Genomic DNA, 18,392 nt, shown 5'->3' on the forward strand with positions numbered 1-18,392 from the left:
TGTCACCGCGTTTCAATCTTGTGCAGCAGAGCGCGGGCTTCGTTGATCTTCAAAGCATTCAACAGTTCCGCAACCTGATCGAGTAACTCTGTTTTCGCCGCATCGCCGGCATGCCGCCGGCGCGCTTCGTAGAGTTGGTAAACAAGCTCAAGCTCCGCTTGTTTGTAGGGAGCGCCGGTAAACTTCTGCACCTGCGAGAGATAGTCGAAACCAGTCTCCACGGTCGGCTCGAACATCGTCCCCTCGCCAAAATCGTTCCAAGTGGCGAGCTGCAGCATGGCGAGTTCGTCGCGGTGCTTGTTTGCGAGTTCGAGCGTGCGGGCGAGTGTATTGCCGTCATCGTGCGGAATCTCGAACGCCACGATAGCGCCGTCGCCTCCCTCCTCGTAGTAATCGTTGAAGCCAGGATAGGCGACGCCGCAGACCGTCGATAACTGCGGAGTACGATTCTTGAGGAAGTCGGCGAGGACGTCGATCGCGTTATCTTTCGTTTCATCTTCCCAAATCCACTGGAACTCGCCCGCGGCGTTCGCGCCCGCTTCGGCCGATTCGTAAGGCAGCGTCAGCAGCGCGAGCGGTTCGCCCGCTTCGGCGACGATTGCGTCCCACTCGGCCGGCTTCTGGAAGGTGATTGGTCCGAACACGAGCACCAGCGGCCGCTGCTCGTTGCCATGGCGAATATACTCGGGCCGCTGGAAGTAATGCTCGCGCAGATAGCGCATGTTCGCTTGCGCCTGCCCAAGGTTCGCGGCGAAGCGATCTTCGAAGACGACGGCGAACTTCAGACCGTACTTACCGACACGGTCGGCGATCGCGTTGGAGTTCTTCAGCAGTTGCTCGACGTCGCCGTTGGTCCCTTGCTCGCCGTACCAGTTGATGAGCACGCCGTCGACGCCGGCGAGTTTCATCAGCAGCAGGTGGTACTCGATGACGTGGGGATCGCTCGATGCGTACGGGCCGATCTTCGGGTAGTAGTGCGACGCGATCTGCCGGCGACCGGCTGCGTCGACGACGTTCGGATCGCGGTTGCGCATCGTCCAGTGGTGACCCCAACCCTCGCCGCTAGGCGTTGCAGGGGCGTCGAACCAGGGCATGTAGTGCATGTAAACCGGCAGCGGGTTGGCCTTCGCGACGACTGGCGGGGGCTCGGCGTGGGCAGTCGCTGCGAGGAGCGAGGCGGCAAAAACGGCGAGCCAACAGAGTAAAATGCGCATGGCGACGCGATCAGAAAGGGTTGGGGAGAAGGCCCAAGCCGTCCCGCCAACGTTTCCACGAACAGGCGGGCAGCTGCAGTTGGGAGCCCCAGTTTACCCGCTAAAGTGCCGATTTCACGCAATTCTCGGTGAGAAAACTCTGCGCAAAAAGGGCAGCGCTCCCCCTGTTGGAAGGAGGCCTCAGCGAGTACTCTTTTAGGAACTGAGACTCAGTATCAAGAGTCTCGTGCTTAGAAAGCGCAGCGAAGCCAGCTAGGCCGTTCTACCCGCCTGTCAGCCACGCCACCGCAACGTCTCGTCGGATGTGACGTCCCACCCGGGCTGACTTTTACTTCAACCTCGTTGCGAAGCCTTTTCGAATTCTTCGTAACGCGATCCATGGTTAGCGATCACCACCGCAACAATATTCGTGCCGCCTTCACGCTCGTCGAGCTGCTGGTCGTGATTGCGATCATCAGCGTGCTGTTAGGGTTGTTGCTGCCTGCGGTCCAAGCCGCCCGCGAACAGGCGAGGTACACGCAGTGCCTCAACAACCTGCGACAGATCGGACTGGTGAGCCACGAATACCGTGAACTTCACAAAGGCTTGTACCCCTACAAGGAAATAACGGGCGCCTGGAGCTATCGGATGGCGCCCGGTAGCAAGACGATCGGCGATCGCGCGGCGCTGCCTGAAACTTTCGGGCTGGAAGCGGTATTTGTCAACGAGAAGTACCTGCCCCCAAATGCTGGTATTTGGGTCTGCCCTTCAGAGCCAGACTGGATGCAAGACTTCGGTAATACTTACGCATTCAATATTGCAGAGATATTAAAGTATCGAAATATCGAGGAGCCAGCCAGCACTGTCTGGGTTTGGGATAACTACAACATCAGGCCCGGAACTACTGGCCTGTATGGCGAGCCGCGAGAGAAAACCTACGCTCAATCCGAGCAAGTCATGCCGCACGTCGGCTTCCGCTCGCGTGGATACAACCGCCTCTGCTTGGATGGCCACGTTGAGTACTTTGTCATTGGCGATTAGTCGTCGCCGGTCGTGAGCTTAACGCTTTTGGTCCGTTAATAAACCGCTTTGCATTTTCACCTATTGAGATCTTTCTGATGAGAACCCCTCGCTTCTTGGCCGTTCCTGGATTGCTCACGGCGGCGATTCTTACATGCTGCCATTCCACAGCCAACGCGGCGATCGATACGCTCGTCACCGTCGTGCCGAGCACGCTCGCGACTGGTGGGAACTCGCTGTCGACGTTTGGATATGATCCCGTCACTGATTCGATGTATGTGACGGCCTTCGGCGCGGGCGCCGCACTGCGGAAGATCTCGAACGTCGGCGGGACGCAAACGAGCGCCGTTTATGTCTCGGAAACTGAGTTGCAGCTCTATTACCGCGACGGCAACGTGAATCGAGCCGTAAGCAGTGCTTTGCAGAGCGGCTTGTTGCTCAATCCCAAAACGATTGGCTCGGGACCGACGGCGATCGCCCCCTACCAAATGGCAATCATTGCCGACAGCGGATTCACGCGGTTCCCGACCTCTTCCACAACCGATCCGGCGGCGACGAAGCGGTTCTACTCGTACAATCTCCAGTCGGCGGAAGGGGGCGATGGTCGCGACGTCTTCACGACGCTCGCCACGCTCAGCAACATGCAAACCGCCATTGGAACGACCAGCACGTCGACCAATCAGGGCCGGCAGTTTGCTTGGTCGGGCGATGGGCAATCGCTCTACTTCGCTGACAGCGGCAACCCGACGACCGCATTCGGCGGCCTGTGGAAGCTGAATGCCGTCACTGGAGCTGTTTCTCGCCTGGTCGCCGAAGATGACATCAATACGGAACCTGCCGTGATCTCTAATGGCGGCGTCGACACGATCTATGTTCGCGGCGGAGGATCGACGGGCAACTTAGGCGGCGTTGACAAGTTCACCTACGATGGGACGACGCTGACCGCCCGTCAAGAAGTCCTTAGCGTTGAAGCCTTTCGCGAGTTTCTCGACGCAGGCGCCGATCAAGAGCCGACCAGCTTCGCGATGGCGGCTGATGAAGCAGGCAACCTCTACTTCAATAATTCCGACAGCTCGCCGGAACGTCGCGGCATCTTCAAGCTCGACGTTGAAGGCCGCCTAGCAAAGGTCGTCAGCTACGCCGAGCGCGACATCGTGTTTACGGGCGTGCTGAACACATCGCCCAATCCGAACGGCAACACGCTGCGAATGCAACCCCGCACTGTGACCCACCCGACCGCCGGCTCGATTACGCAAATCCTCTACGCCGAGAGCACTCCGGTCAACTCGATTGCAGGCGCCTACGTTTTCGAAGTCGGCGACTTCGATCGCAACGGCGCCGCTGGCGAAACGGCTGACATGACCGCGTTCTCTGCAGCGCTCAAGACGCGCGGAACGGCCCTTACCAACGTTGATCACTACAAGTTCGATCTCAACGCCAACTCAGTCGTCGATTGGAAGGACGTCAAGATTCTCCAACAGTTCGTCGACCTCCCCAACGGCGATGCGAACTTCGACGGCGTGCTCGACCTCGTCGATCTCGACGTCGTCGGCGCCAACTATTACACCGCCAGCCCGACGGCCAACAAGACCTGGACGAGCGGCGACTTTGCCAGCGTTGATCCGCTATACGCGGCGAACGCCGTCGATGCGAACATCGTCAACCTCGTCGATCTGCAACTGTTCGCCGACACGTGGCTGAACGTCCTCGATCAGCCGATCACGAAGACGCAGCTCACGAGCCGCGGTTACGTCGGCCAGTTCCTTGACGACGTGCTCAACGTGTTCGGGTTCAGCGCCGGCCTGGCGGGCGACTTCGACCTGAACGGCGTCGTCGATGGCGCCGATTTCCTCGCCTGGCAGCAGCAGTTCGGCACGAGCGTTACGCCGGGCACGGGCGCCGATGCGGATGGCGACGGGTTGGTCGATGGCGATGATCTCGCGATCTGGCAGGGTAACTTCGGCGCTATTGCCGCGGCGCCGGTCGCGGCCGCGGTGCCGGAACCTTCGGCATTGCTGCTCGGCACGCTCGCCGTGGCTGGCGTTGCAGGCCTGCGTCGTCGACAATCGGTGCGGTAACGTCACCTCTTTACAACTAGAAGCATGTCACTTGTGACTAGATACCGTGTAAGCGCGCCGGCCGCATTCGTGCGGTCGGCTGCGCTCGTTTTGTCTCTGGTCGTAGGGCAAACGTCGCTGGTGGCCAATGCTCAAGCGGTGGCGACCCCACCGGCGCCAGCGGCCGAGCCCGCGAAAGCAACGGCTGCCGCTGCGACGCGGGAAGCGACCGCAAACGCAAACGAAGCATCTGCTGACGTTGGCGATGCAACCGCAGCCCCTGCTCCGCAGCGCCGTCCACTGCCGCCGACGGTGCTACGTCGTCTGCCGCGTCGCCTCGAGCGAACCGACGACGAACGTAAGGAGCTTGCCGCCCAACTCCGTGAGATCTACCGTAAGACGCCATCGACGTGGCCAGCGCCGACCGTCGACGCTGGCGTGAAGTGGCAAGAGATTGGGCTGCTTCCCGAGGTGCAGCATCCGGAGGACAACCCTTTCTCGAACGAGAAAGTAGAACTCGGCAAGATGCTGTTCTTCGACCCGCGCGTTTCGGGGAGCGGGCAGATGGCGTGTGCATCGTGCCACGATCCCGACCTAGGATGGGGCGACGGCCGCACTACGTCGTTTGGCATGGATCGCAAGCCGCTCGACCGCAACGCCCCCAGCTTGATGAACGCCGCGTATCACACGTCGCTGTTTTGGGACGGCCGTGCGGAATCCCTTGAAGATCAAGCGCAACAGGTGCTGCTAAACCAAGACGAAATGCGCTCAGCGCCCGCTGATTTGTCGGCAAAGCTTGGCGCCATTCCGGGCTACCACGAGAAGTTCACGGAAGTGTTCGGACCCGCCGAGGCTGGCGGAGAGGTAATCGACATCGACCGGGTGACCAAAGCGCTCGCGTGCTTCGAACGGACGATCACTGGCGGCCGCACGCCGTTCGATCACTTTTTGAAAGGTCGCAAGTCGGCTCTCAGCGACGACGCGATCCTTGGCCTCGACCTCTTCCGTCGCGAGGCACGCTGCATGAACTGCCACTACGGCCCGCTGATGGCCGACGGCGAGTTCCACGAAGTCGGCCTCAGCTACTACGGCCGCAAGTATGAAGACCTTGGCCGCTACGCCGTTACCGGCGAGACGGAAGACGTCGGTAAGTTTCGCACGCCGTCATTGCGGAGCTTTGCTAAGTCGGGGCCGTATATGCACAACGGCTTGTTCCCGACGGCTCGCGGCGTGCTGAACATGTACAACGTCGGCATGCCGACGATTCGCCGGCACGAGCACCAGTTGGAAGACCCGCTCTTTCCGAAGAAGTCGTCGCTGCTGAAGCCGCTAGGGCTGAATAACCAGGATTTGTCCGATTTGGAGGCGTTTTTGGAAGCGGCTTCGGAGCCGTATTTGCGGATGCGCCCGCCGGAGCTACCGCCCGCCGAATCGCAAGAGACGGCGGCGAAGTAGGCTCGACGCATATTCTTTTAGCCCCGGGCTCTGCCCGGGGGTAGCACGATGCGCGACGACGTCGACCGGTATGGAAACCGACCCCCGGGCGGAGCCCGGGGCTACAACTCCACCTGTGCTCCAACTTCCACCACCCGATCAGCCGGCAGTTGGAAGTAAGTCGTCGCTGCGTGCGAGTTCCGCACCATGTACGCGAACAGCTTCTCGCGCCACCGCCACATGCCGCCGCCGTTCTCGCTGGGCAGCACAATCTCGCGGCTCAGAAAATAGCTCGCGTGCTCCAGATCGATCGGCTCGCCTCCCAACGTGGCAGCCGCTAGGTCGCACGGCACGTTGGGGCGTTCGATAAAGCCGTACCGTAGCGCGACTCGGTAGACGTCGCCTTCAATCGGCTCGACATGGATCCGATCGCCAGCCGCTACGCGCGGCGTTTCCGCCGTCTCAACGCGGAGGATCACTACATGTTCGTGCAGCACGCCATTGTGGATCACATTCTGCTGGAGCGCGATTGGCGTCCCGTGGACGTTTGCCGTGAGGTAGATCGCCGTATTCGTGGGGCGAAGCAACGGCCGCGACGAGAGGCTCTCGAGGTACGCCTCGGTTGGCAAGATGCTCAGCCCCTTCTCGCGGAGCGTCAGCCGGCGTCCTTCGCGCCACGTGCTCATCACCAGGTAAATCAGCGCCGCCATCAGCAGCGGGAACCAACCGCCGTGGATCACCTTCGCCAAGTTGGCCGTGAGAAACGACAGGTCGATCGGCAGGAACAAGAGCAAGAAAGCGCCGGCGATCCACCGCGACCATTTCCAGTGGAACGCGATCAGCGTGAAGAACAGCACAGTCGTCGCGGTCATCGTCATCGAGATCGCGATGCCGTACGCTGCAGCGAGGTTCGTCGACGTACGGAACATCAGCACCAGCGCGATCGTCGCCGCCATCAGCAGATGGTTCACCGCGGGAATGTAAATCTGGCCCCGCTGCTCGGCCGAGGTGTGCTTGATCCGCAGTCGCGGGCAGAAGCCGAGCTGAATCGCCTGAAACGTTAGCGAGAACGATCCGGTGATGATCGCTTGCGACGCGATCACTGCGGCCATCGTGGCGAGGATGATCATCGGATAGAGCGCCCAGTGCGGCGTCATTTCGAACAGCGGGTTCGCCACCGCCGCCGGCCGATGGAGCAGCAGCGCGCCCTGGCCGAAATAGTTCAGCAGTAGCGCGGGAAACACGACCGCGAACCACGATAAGCGAATCGGCCGCACGCCGAAGTGGCCGACGTCGGCGTAGAGGGCTTCGCCGCCGGTGACCGCCAGGAAGACCGTCCCCAGCACAAGGAACCCCGCAGTTCCGTTGTTAGAAAAGAAGAGCACAGCATGATGCGGGCTCACCGCCGCCAGAATGCCAGGCTCCTGCAAGATGTGCCACACGCCGAGTCCCGCCAGAACGGCGAACCAGACGAGCATGATCGGTGCGAAGAGCGCCCCGACCTTGGCCGTGCCGCTCGATTGCAACCGGAACAGGCCGAGTAGAATCGTGATCGAGATCGCGATGATCCAGTACCGCTCCAGCGTCGGCTCGGCGAGTCGCAAGCCTTCGACAGCACTGAGCACCGAAATTGCGGGCGTGATCATGCCGTCGGCGTACAGGAATGCGGCGCCGAACAGTCCGAGCGTGATGACGATTTGCCGCCGCCGCGGACTCTTCGCCAGCGGCGACAACAGCGCGGTGAGAGCCAGAATGCCCCCTTCGCCATGGTTGTCGGCCCGCAGAATAAAGATGACGTATTTCACCGTCACCACGAGGGTGAGGGCCCACAGAATCAGTGACAGGACGCCGAGGATATTCGCGGGCGTCGTCCCCACGGGATCGTCGCCCACGAAGCAGCTTTGCAGCGCGTAGAGCGGGCTCGTGCCGATGTCGCCGTAGACAATGCCGAGCGCCGCGAGGGCGAGACCGCGAGCCGGCAGGTTGCCGCAGTTTGCCGGCTGGCGGCGGAGCGCTGCGTCTTCGCACTTCGAATCGGTGGCGGAGGCGTTCATGCTGAGCGACCGTAAGCGACGCGGCCGAGGATTCGCTGCACGCCTGCCAGCCGCTGCAGGACGGCAAACTATACCCCGCCGGCACGACGCGACGCGCTTGCGCGGTTAGAAATGCCGAACTCCGCGGGCGTTGCAGGCGGTACAACTTGCATGCCCGCTCCACTGAATTTGCTGGAGGTTCATGAACATGAACCTTGTGGTCCCCTCCCCTTGAGGGGGAGGGTTAGGGAGGGGTGATTGAAGCGTGTACTAGGGTTCCACCCCCTCCCCAGCCCTCCTCCTCAAGGGGGAGGGGGCCACACATGTGAATCAGGTGGCCGTCACGCGCCAGCGCTACAACTCCACCTGCGCGCCAATCTCCACCACCTGATCCGGCGGCAGGTGAAAGAACAGCGTCGCCGGTTGGGCGTTTCGCGACAGGAAAGAAAACAGACTTTCGCGCCACATATACATTCCCGCGCGCGGCGTCGCCAGCAACGTTTCGCGGCCGAGATAGTAGCTCACTTTTTTCAGGTCGAAGTCGGCGCCGAGGCAATCGAGCTTAGTAAGGTCGGCCGGAACGTCGGGCTCTTCCATGAAGCCGTACCGCAGCGTCGCGCGATAAAAACCTTCGCCGATCTCTTCGGTCTCCAGCCGCTGCTCGTCCGGCACGTGCGGCGCCTCGGCCGTTTGCACGCCGAGGATGATGCTGCGGTCATGCAGTACATGGTTGTGGGCGACGTTCTGCCGCAGCGCGAGCGGCGTACCCATCGGGTTGCCCGACATAAACACCGCCACCCCCGGCACGCGAATCGGCGGGTTCACCATCAATTCAGCGACGAATAATTCCGTCGACAGCATCGACGCTCGCAGCCGCTCGGCCAGCAGCCGCCGGCCATCTTGCCAGGTGCTCATCAGCACGTAAATCGCCGCGGCAATCGCCAGCGGAAACCACCCCCCGTGGAAGATCTTTAGCAGGTTGGCGCCAAAGAACGACAGGTCGATCCCTAGGAAGAACCCGGCGAACAGTACCGCCACCCATGTGGGCCATTTCCAGTGGTGATGAATCAGCACGTAGAACAGTAGCGTCGTCACCACCATCGTGATGGTGATCGCAATGCCGTACGCCGCAGCGAGGTTGCTGGACGACTTGAAGCCAAGCACCAGCGCAATCGCCGCGATCATCAGCGAACGATTCACCGCCGGAATGTAAATCTGCCCCTTCTGATCGGACGAGGTGTGCTCGATCCGCAGCCGCGGGCAGTAGCCGAGTTGGATCGCCTGCAACGTCAGCGAGAACGAGCCAGTGATCACCGCCTGCGACGCCATCACGGCGGCCAGCGTGGCGATCACCACCATCGGGTAGAGGGCCCAGTCGGGCGCCATTTCGAACAATGGATGGACGGCCGCTTCGGGGTGTCGCAGCAGCAGCGATCCCTGGCCAAAGTAGTTCAGCAGCAGCGACGGAAACACCACCGCAAACCACGACGCCCGAATCGGCAGCACGCCGAAGTGGCCGATGTCGGCGTAGAGTGCTTCGCCGCCGGTGACGACGAGGAACACGGTGCCGAGAATCAGAAAACCCGTTGTGCCGTTCTCAACAAAGAAGTGGAATGCGTAAAGCGGGTTGATCGCCGACAGCACGCTTGGCATTTCGAGGATGTGCCATACGCCAAGCGCCGCCAGTAGTAGAAACCAAAACAACATGAACGGGCCAAACAGCGCGCCGACCTTCGCCGTGCCGCGCGACTGCAAGCGGAAGAGCCCCAGCAGAATCACGACCGCAATGATCTCCACGAACCATGTCTGAAAAATATCGCGAGACGCCAGCCGCAACCCCTCGACCGCGCTGAGCACCGAGATCGCCGGCGTGATCATGCCGTCGGCGTAGAGGAACGCGGCGCCGAACAAGCCCAGCACCACCACCCAGGTCCGCCGCGCGATGCCGCGTCCCGCTGGGGCGAGCAATGCCATCAGCGCGAGGATGCCGCCTTCGCCGTGGTTGTCGGCGCGCAGGATGAAGACGAGGTACTTCACCGCGATCACGAGCGTCAGCGCCCAGAAGATCAGCGATAGCACGCCAAGTACGTTCGTCTCCGTGACGGGAAGCGCATGGCCGCCGTGGAAGCATTCGCGGACCGAGTAAAGCGGGCTGGTGCCAATGTCGCCGTAGACCACCCCGAGGGCGGCGAGAGCGAGAAGTTTCCAACGACGGGGATCGGCCGAATCGTGCCCCCCGTGAACCGGCGACGCCGGTTCTCCCCCGGAGGCTTCAACAGCAGATGGCATAAAGGTTTTGCGAAGGATGCGTGCGGCCAACCGTGGCGGCAGGAAAATAGAAGCTCCCAATCGTAGCAGACGACTATCCCCGCCGCCTCTCCCTATTTACCCTGAAAGTCGACTTGGCGGCGTCCACGCATAGGGGTTGCATTGATGAAATCGTTCCGTTCGTTGGTTTACTTCGCCGCCGCGGCGGCCCTCTTGCTGGCCGCCCGGCCCGTTTTCGCCGAAACCAAGGCCCAACTCCAAGCGGCGCGGGAACTTATCGCCCAAGGCGAATTCCGCGAAGCGGAAAAACTGCTCAAGCCAGCCGTCGATCCGCAACTCCCCACGACCTCCGAAGCGGCCGTGATTTTGGAGGTCCTCGACCGCACCCGCGCCGACTTCCCGCACGACGAAGCAGAGATTACCAAGCAGGTGCGTGAATCAATTTCGGACGTGAAGGAAACCGAGATCGAAGAGTGGCGCGACGCCGGCAAGCTGCACTCGAAGCTGATCGACGGCGAGCATAAGTACTTCCGCAACGCCGCGGCCAACCTCTTTCGCGTCAGCGAGGAGGCCCGCAAGCGCCGCGAGAAGACTCCGGCTGCTGAAAAGCGGTTCGACCTCGACGGCCTCATCGCCGAGTTGAACACGATCGCCAAGACGGCCGACACGCCGGCGATTTACCCGGTGAAGCATCATGTCGTTTACACACTGACGCTCAAGGGGGGAAACGAGCGGTTGAAGCCGGGCGCCACCGTGCGGGCGTGGCTGCCGTTTCCGCAGGCGTATCGGATTCAGCAGACCGACGTGAAGCTGATCAAGCCGGTGATTGAAGTCGCTGGCGATGAAATGGGAATGGGCCGCCCCATGGGACAGCTTCAGCAAGTTACCACCGATTCGGGGGAGCAGGTCGTGGAACTCTCTCCCGCGAGCGCGCCACAACGCACCGTCTACTTCGAGCAAGTCGTCGACGACAAAGGCACTCCGCCGAAGTTCGTCGCCGAGTTTGAATTCACCACCGCTGCGTACGTCCCGACGCTCAAGCCAGAGATGGTGAAGCCGTACGACGAAGAGAGCGACGTCTTTACCGAGTTCACCGCGCAGCGGCTGCCGCACATCGCCTTCACGCCTGAAGTGAAGAAGCTCGTCAAAGAGGTCGTCGGCGATGAGAAGAACTCGCTGAAGAAGGCGCAACTGATCTTCAACTGGGTCTCCGAAAACCTGCCGTGGGTTTCCGAGATGGAATACAGCACGATTCCCAGCCTGTCGAAGAAGGGGATCGCGGCCCGCTGCGGCGACTGCGGCGTGCAAAACACGACGTTCGTCACGCTCTGCCGTGCGGCTGGCATTCCGGCTCGCTGGCAGTCGGGCTTCGGCACCAAACCAGGCGAAGAAGGGATGCACGATTGGGCTGAAATCTACATCGAACCGTGGGGCTGGCTCCCTGCCGACGCCTCTTACGGCGCCCGCAAGAGCGACGATCCCGCCGTGCGCGATTTCTTCTGCGGCCACATGGACCCGTACCGGCTGATCGTCAACCTCGACTACGGCCGCACGCTCCACCCCGCGAAGACGAGCTTCCGCAGCGAGCCGATCGACTTCCAACGGGGCGAAGTCGAAGTCGACGGGCACAACCTCTACTTCAACGACTGGGAATGGGACCTCGACTGCAAGTCGGAGCCGCTGGAGAAAGCGGCGGAAAAGAAGGAAGCCGAGAATGGCGAAGAAAAAGAGTAGGCCACGAGATGAAATAGAATTCACTTCTGGTCCCCTCCCCTTGAAGGGGAGGGTTAGGGAGGGGTGACTGGAGCGTGTACCAGGGCTCTTCCCCCCTCCCCAGCCCTCCCCTCCAGGGGGAGGGAGCCACAGCTTTCAAATAGCGAGCGCAAAAGGTTCGCTCAGCACTCCGTCACCGCGACCGCCAAGCCGCCGCGGGACGTCTCTTTGTACTTCGTGAGCATGTCGCGGCCCGTCTCGCGCATCGTGCGGATCACGCGATCGAGCGAAACACGATGCTCGCCGTCGCTGCCGAGCGCCATCCGTGAGGCGTTGATCGCCTTCACCGCACCCATGGCGCACCGCTCGATACACGGCACTTGCACCAAGCCGCCGATCGGATCGCAGGTGAGGCCCAAGTTGTGCTCCATGCCAATCTCGGCCGCCATCTCGACCTGCCGCGGCGTGCCGCCGAGTACTTCGGTGAGCGCCCCAGCCGCCATCGAGCACGCGACGCCGACCTCGCCCTGACAGCCAACCTCGGCCCCGGAGATCGACGCGTTGAGTTTGTACAGAATGCCGATTGCCCCCGCGGTAAGCAGGAATTTCACCACTCCCGCGTCGTCGGCGTCGGGCGTGTGGCGCCGGTAGTAGTGAAGCACCGCGGGAATGATCCCCGCCGCGCCGTTCGTCGGCGCGGTGACCACGCGACCGCCGGCCGCGTTCTCTTCGCTAGTGGCGAGCGCGTAGAGATTCACCCAATCGAGCGCCGCGAGCGTGTCGTGATCGCCGTCGTTTGCGGCTGCCGCTGCACGTTGCTTCGCCGCAAGCCGCCGATACAGTTCCGGCGCTCGCCGCTTCACTTTGAGGCCGCCCGGCAGCGTCCCCTCTTCGCGGCAGCCGCGTTCGACGCACGCTTGCATCACGCGCCAAATCCGCAGCAGCCGCTCTTCGATCTCCGTCCGGCTCCGCCACCGTTCTTCGTTCGCGAGCGTCATCGCGCTGATCGACAATCCCGTCTCCGCCGCCATCGCTAAAAGGTCGTCTCCGCAATGATAGGGATACGGCAGCCGCGTCTCGTCGCCGCTCACTACATCGCGCGCCGCATCTTGTTCGTCGACGACGAACCCGCCGCCGATCGAATAGCAGACGTAGCGGTCGAGCGTCTCGCCGGCAGCGTCGTACGCCTGGAACTCCATCCCGTTGGGGTGATAGGGCAAGCTCTCGTTTCGCAGGAACAGGAGATCGCGCGGTTCGTCGAAACGTATCCGTCGTCCCCCAGGCAGCATCAACTCGCCGCTACTGCGAATCGATTCGACAATCCGATCGACCTGATCGGGATCGACCCCTTCCGGCGTCTCGCCGACGAGGCCGAGCAAGATCGCCTTGTCGGTTCCATGTCCTTTGCCAGTCAGGGCGAGCGATGCGTACAGCTTCACCTCGATTCGCTCGCACTTTTCCAACAGGTGCGCGTGCCGCAGTCGCTCAAGAAATCGCCCCGCTGCGCGCATCGGCCCAATCGCATGGGAACTCGAAGGCCCGATGCCAATCGTGAACAAATCCAAAACGCTGAGGGCCATGGTTGGTATCGCGGAAGAGCGGTGCGTAAGCGGCTGACAAGGAATTATACGCCGCTGTCGGCTGGCCGTTGGTCGATCGTTGGCGGCTGGCCGATCGATCTTCGACGCACCACTCGGGACGCTTCGTCCAAGCCCCGAGAGGGGCGATATGTTGTAGCCAGGGGCGCAAGCCCCTGGGAGCGAGCATCTCGCATGATTCAAGCCCCGGAAGGGGCGGTACTGCTCTCCGAAGTCGAGTAGAGCGATGCCGCCCCTCACGGGGCTAGAATGTCACACCGACCGCCTACCAGGGGCTCGCGCCCCTGGCTACATGACTCGGCCCCTCCGGGGCCAATGCGGGGGCTAACTCACGACGTTCGCCGACGTATTGGCTAGCTTTCCCACAGCTCGCGGCCCAGCCTGCGCGGGTAAGCTCAGCGAGAGGTATATCACCATGCGCAACGAGGCGTCGATATTACGCATACCCCGTGACGCCGCACGATCCAACGATGTCGCCGCAACCGCCCCGCGACCATGGCGACGCCGCTCGGCCCGCAGCGCTCCATCCCGCGAAAAGCAGGCTATTCTGCGCGGTTGTCCAAGATCACTGCGAACAGCATGCCAGCGTCGCGAGCGACCCAAACGCTGCGTCTCTCGCTAGCGCCGCGATTTTGCTCGCACTGCGCCGCGCCGCTAGTCATGCTACACTGCGCCTAGTGAAGTGATCCGAGTCGACGCGCGGCACGCCGACGACTTGCCGTGAGGCGGCCCATGAATCTCCCTCCGAAGCACTCGCCCGCCATGATTGACGAGACTCGCTCGCTGCCCAGCGTCGATCCCGCGACGCCTACCGCCGTTGCCGCCGTACCCCGGCCGCTCGACGTCGCCGTGCTCGTCGAGTTCGACGACATGTGGGGCCGCAACGTCCTCGAAGCAATTTCCTGCTACGCCCGCGACGCCGGTTGGCGACTCCTGGTGTCGCCCCGCGACGAGCAGCGCCGCCTCCGCATCCCCTCCGGCTGGAAAGGGGACGGCGTTATCGTCATGCTCCGCGAGCGTTCGCTGCAAGAGCATATCCAAAATCTTGGCCTGCCAACCGTCGACGTCGGCGCCACCTTCCTCAACGATACCGCCTGCGGCCGCATCGCCACCGACGACGTCGACCGCGCTCGGATGGCCTTCGAGCATTTCCGTAGTCGGCAACTCGTCCATTTCGCCTACTTCTCCCCCGCCGACGATCGCTATCCGCAGCAGCGGGGCGAGGAATTCCGCCGCGTCGTCGAGGATGAGCGGTTCAGCTGCTCCGTTTACTCGCCTGATCCATCGGTCGACGCCAACGATTACGGCGCGATCGGCGACTGGATCGCCGGCCTGCCGAAGCCGGTCGGCATTTTCGCTCCCGATCCGTTCCCCGCGCGGCAACTCGTCGAAGCATGCCATGCCCATAAGATCGACATCCCCAGCGAAGTCGCCGTCCTCTCCGGCGACGAGGACGAGTTGCTCTGCAGCATGGTGCTGCCCGAAATCACCAGCATCGAGCTCGCGACGCACCGCATCGGGTTCGAAGCCTGCCAGATGCTTACGTCGATCATCGACGGCGGCGCCATTCCGGAAAAGCCGCTGTTGATTCCGCCGCTGCGAGTATGCGCCCGCCGTTCGACGGAAGCGTTTGCCGTCGACGACCCCGCGCTGGCCGCGGTAGTGAAGATGATTTGGGAAAAGGCGAGCGCCGGTATCCAGGTCCGCGACCTTGTCCGTGCATCGTCGATGTCGCGGCGCGCACTCGAGCTTCGCTTCCGCCGCGCCTTGGGCCGCACGCCGGCCGAAGAAATTCGCCGTGTCCGGTTGGAGATCGCCCGCCAGTTGATCGTCACCACGTCGATGAGCGTCGGCCGCATCGCGCTGGCCACCGGTTTCTCCAGCGGGCCATACCTGACGCACGCGTTCCGCCGGCAGTTCCGCGTGACGCCGAGCGCGCTCCGCGTGGGATTGAAGTTCGTCTCGGCATTGCCGTCGCGAACGAAGACGCCGCTGCGGCGGCCGGAAGCGCCAGCGGTTCCAGAGGCCGCGAACCGCCTGCCCCGCACGGTGCCGACGAAGTAACGCGACGAGTCGGCAGCCGCATCCTAGCCCCGGGCTCCGCCCGGGGGTTGCACCACGCGGGACGAAGCCTACCGGAATGGCGGCCGACCCCGGGGCTAGGGGGCCTACTCCCCCGCACCCGCCGCCGGCTCCAGCTTCGCCTCGAAGTAATCGACCCTCGGCCACTCCTCCACCGCATCAATCGCCCGCATCAACTCCGCGCTCGCGGCTTCAGCGACGCGATCAGTCGTCGGCGTCTGGCGCCCGTTGAATAGCACGGCAAAGTTTCGCCCATCGGCCCGGCGAACCATCTTCGTGTTCGTCCCGTCGAGCGAACCCCCATGCCCCACCGAGGCGAGCTTGCCATCTTTATCGCATTCCACGCGCCACCCCGCCGAGTAGAACCCAGGCAACTCCTTCCCTTCCTTATCATGCCCCGCAAGCCCCGGCGGCCGCGCGAACATCGTTTCGATCGTCTGCTCCTCCAGCAGCGGGCACTCGCTCGCCTCGTCGAACGCGGAGGAGAACTTCACCAGGTCGACCGCCGAAGCAATCCAAGCCCCGTGCGAATCCATCGCCTCCAAATCCCACGCACCATACGCGACCGGGACCGTCTTCTGCTCATCGCCGCTAAAGAGCGACCGCCCGCGCAGCGGGGCGTAATACCGCACCTCGCCATCTTTGCGACCTTCGAGCAGCGTGGCGCCGATCGCCATCCGATCGACCTTCACCGGCGCGAGCACATGCTCTTTCACATAGTCGTCGTACTTCTGCCCGGTGATCTTCTCGATCACGCGACCGAGCAAACAGTAGCCGTAGTTCGAATAGGCAAACCGCTCGCCCGGTTCGAAGTCGAGCGGCGTCCCCAGCATGCAGCGGATGATCGCCGTGTGGCTCGCCGGCGTCTTCTCGCCTACCGCCTTCGCAAACCGCGCCGACTGAAACATCCCGTCAAACGACTTGTCGCGATCCCACCCGCCGCGATGCTGCAGGCAGTGCCGAATCGTGATGTCCCGTTGCCGCTTGTCGAACTCGACCCCCTCCGCGAGGTACGGCTCGTACTCATCGAGAATGTCGTACACCTTCGCATCGAGATCGAGCTTTCCCTGCTCGACGAGCTGCATGACCGCCGTGGCGGTGAGCGGCTTCGAAATGCTTGCGATGCGGAACAAACTCTCTGGCTCTACCGCTTCTCGCTTCGCCACGTCGGCGTAGCCGTAGCCGCGGGCGTACACCAGCCGACCGCCGTCGGTGATCGCCACCGCCGCTCCCGGCACCGGGTGCCGTTCCATGAACCGCCGCATCACGCGGTCGATTGGTTCCAAACCCGGCCCCACCTTGCCGGTCGCCACTGCATGCGGCGCCCGTGAGCGTTGGTAACCCGGGCCGCGCAACACGCGCCCCGGCCGTTTGTCGGTGAGCTCGCCGTTCTTCAGCACCGTCGTGCCGTTCACCAGCACATGCTTCATGCCGGTCGAAAGCTTCCGCGGCTCGGCCGGCGTCGAGTGATCTTGAATCTCCGCCGCATCGAACAGCACGAGGTCCGCCGCCAACCCTTCGGCAATCCGCCCGCGGTCGTACGCCATCACTTCATTCGCTGCGACGGCGCTCGCCTGTGACACCGCCTTTTCCAATGAAATCACGCCGAGGTCGCGCACGTACCGCGCCAGCACCCGCGGGAACGCCCCCGCCGCCCGTGGATGCGAAACGCTTCGCGATTCCCCCGCCGGACCGACGTCGGTGCAGTACGAAATAAAATCTTCCTGCATCGCCGCGATGATGTTCGCATCGCTCATCGTCTGCGGCAACGCGAACGACTGCGCCTGCACCAGATCAAAGAACGTATCCCACGGATCTTGCTTCATCTCCTTCGCAATAGCCGCGACGCTCTCGCCGCCCAGCCGCGCGTACTTCGCATCCGCACAATTGCCGATGAGGACGCGATTCCAATCTTTCCCCACATGCCGATACCAATTTTCCCACTCGCCCTCCCCTTCCATCTCCGCACGGATCTCGGCTCGCAGCTCTTTCTTATCGAGTTGCGACAACAACTGCTCGCGTCCCTTAGCGAAATGCCGCGGATGAATGAACGCCTCGAGCCCCAGCCCATTCATTTGGTAGGGGTACACGTCGGCCGCGATCTGCATCCCCGCCGCCCGCGCCGCCTTGATCCGCGCGATCGCCAGCGGCATCTTCCCCCAGTTCGCGCGGCCCGCCGCCTTCAAATGGTAAATGTGCACCGGCGTCCCCGCCGTCTCGCCGACGTCAATCGCTTCGTCGATCGCCTCCAGCAGCCGCGCCCCCTCGTTCCGCATGTGCGTGTAGTAGCGGCCGCCATACTGGCCCGCCACCTTCGCGAGCGCCGCAATCTCCTTGGTCGTGGCATAGACCGCCGGCGGGTAAATGAGGGCCGTCGAGACGCCGATCGCTCCCGCTTCCATCGCCTCGCGGACCATCGCTTCCATCTGCGCAAGTTCCTCGTCGCTCGGCCGGCGATCTTCTTCGCCGATGACGATCGTCCGAATCTGCGTCAGCCCCACCGTTTGCACGACGTTCAGCGGCAGCCCCTTCTGCTCGAGCGCCAGAAAGTACTCGGCCATCGTCTGCCGACCCATCTCGGCTGCTTCCTTGTCGCTGAGCGGCGCCGCCGAATCTCCCTCGCCGGCGTTGATCGTCGTGATCCCCTGCGTCAGCAAGTTGAGCGAAGTCTTCGGATCGTCGAACATCGGGTTCGCCGTCTGCCCCATCATGTCGATGAAGCCCGGCGCCACGATAAGCCCGGTCGCGTCGATCGTCTCGCGTCCCTTGGCGCCTTCGAGCCGCCCAATCGCCGCGATCCGCCCGTCGCGTACGCCAACGTCGGCCCGATACCACGGCGCCCCCGTCCCATCGACGACGCGCCCGCCGGTGATCAACACATCAAAGTGCTGCGCCGGTTCATCGCCCTGCCCCATCGAGATCCACAGCAACAACGCCATCGGCAACACGCACAACGTCTTCATGGAACTTGGCAACATCACGGGTTAATCCCCC

At 62.8% G+C, this 18,392-nt stretch carries 10 protein-coding genes; 5 read left to right on the plus strand and 5 right to left on the minus strand.

All coding sequences use genetic code 11. The annotated features are described in order from the left end of the window. Positions 1-2: 2 nt before the first annotated feature. Positions 3-1,214: a glycoside hydrolase family 99-like domain-containing protein gene (locus tag ACQY7R_RS24000; RefSeq protein ID WP_428308082.1), complete on the minus strand. Its 1,212-nt coding sequence runs from the start codon at positions 1,212-1,214 to the stop codon at positions 3-5. 378 nt (positions 1,215-1,592) lie between these two features. Between ACQY7R_RS24000 and ACQY7R_RS24005 the strand changes: the two genes are divergently transcribed. The 3 genes from ACQY7R_RS24005 (at position 1,593) to ACQY7R_RS24015 (ending at position 5,725) form a co-directional block, all read left to right on the plus strand. Further along, positions 1,593-2,234 carry a DUF1559 domain-containing protein gene (locus tag ACQY7R_RS24005; protein WP_428308083.1) on the plus strand — a complete coding sequence of 214 codons (642 nt, stop codon included), beginning with the start codon at positions 1,593-1,595 and terminating at the stop codon, positions 2,232-2,234. 77 nt (positions 2,235-2,311) lie between these two features. Then, positions 2,312-4,291: a hypothetical protein gene (locus ACQY7R_RS24010; protein ID WP_428308084.1), complete on the plus strand. Its 1,980-nt coding sequence runs from the start codon at positions 2,312-2,314 to the stop codon at positions 4,289-4,291. Positions 4,292-4,324: 33 nt separating this feature from the next. After that, complete coding sequence (locus tag ACQY7R_RS24015) at positions 4,325-5,725, plus strand: cytochrome-c peroxidase (RefSeq protein ID WP_428308085.1); 1,401 nt, start codon at positions 4,325-4,327, stop codon at positions 5,723-5,725. A 101-nt stretch (positions 5,726-5,826) separates the two neighbouring features. Here ACQY7R_RS24015 and ACQY7R_RS24020 read toward each other — a convergent pair whose 3' ends face one another. Next, positions 5,827-7,758 carry a potassium transporter Kup gene (locus ACQY7R_RS24020; protein WP_428308086.1) on the minus strand — a complete coding sequence of 644 codons (1,932 nt, stop codon included), beginning with the start codon at positions 7,756-7,758 and terminating at the stop codon, positions 5,827-5,829. Positions 7,759-8,091: 333 nt separating this feature from the next. Next, positions 8,092-10,026 carry a potassium transporter Kup gene (locus tag ACQY7R_RS24025; protein WP_428308087.1) on the minus strand — a complete coding sequence of 645 codons (1,935 nt, stop codon included), beginning with the start codon at positions 10,024-10,026 and terminating at the stop codon, positions 8,092-8,094. Between the two features lie 144 nt (positions 10,027-10,170). Between ACQY7R_RS24025 and ACQY7R_RS24030 the strand changes: the two genes are divergently transcribed. Further along, a complete protein-coding gene (locus tag ACQY7R_RS24030) occupies positions 10,171-11,739 on the plus strand; it encodes a transglutaminase-like domain-containing protein (protein ID WP_428308088.1) in 1,569 nt (522 codons plus the stop codon). Between the two features lie 161 nt (positions 11,740-11,900). Here ACQY7R_RS24030 and ACQY7R_RS24035 read toward each other — a convergent pair whose 3' ends face one another. Then, a complete protein-coding gene (locus ACQY7R_RS24035) occupies positions 11,901-13,298 on the minus strand; it encodes an L-serine ammonia-lyase (RefSeq protein ID WP_428308089.1) in 1,398 nt (465 codons plus the stop codon). A 750-nt stretch (positions 13,299-14,048) separates the two neighbouring features. On the opposite strand from ACQY7R_RS24035, the gene ACQY7R_RS24040 reads away from it, so the two are divergent. Next, entirely contained in the window at positions 14,049-15,380 is a 1,332-nt protein-coding gene (locus tag ACQY7R_RS24040; RefSeq protein WP_428308090.1) for a substrate-binding domain-containing protein, read from the plus strand. Between the two features lie 104 nt (positions 15,381-15,484). Here the strand turns inward: ACQY7R_RS24040 and ACQY7R_RS24045 are convergent, their stop codons facing one another. Next, positions 15,485-18,376 (minus strand): serine hydrolase, encoded by a 2,892-nt coding sequence (locus tag ACQY7R_RS24045; RefSeq protein WP_428308091.1) that lies wholly within the window; start codon positions 18,374-18,376, stop codon positions 15,485-15,487. Positions 18,377-18,392 lie beyond the last annotated feature (16 nt).

The organism is Lacipirellula sp. (assembly GCF_965279485.1).
GTDB lineage: Bacteria > Planctomycetota > Planctomycetia > Pirellulales > Lacipirellulaceae > Lacipirellula.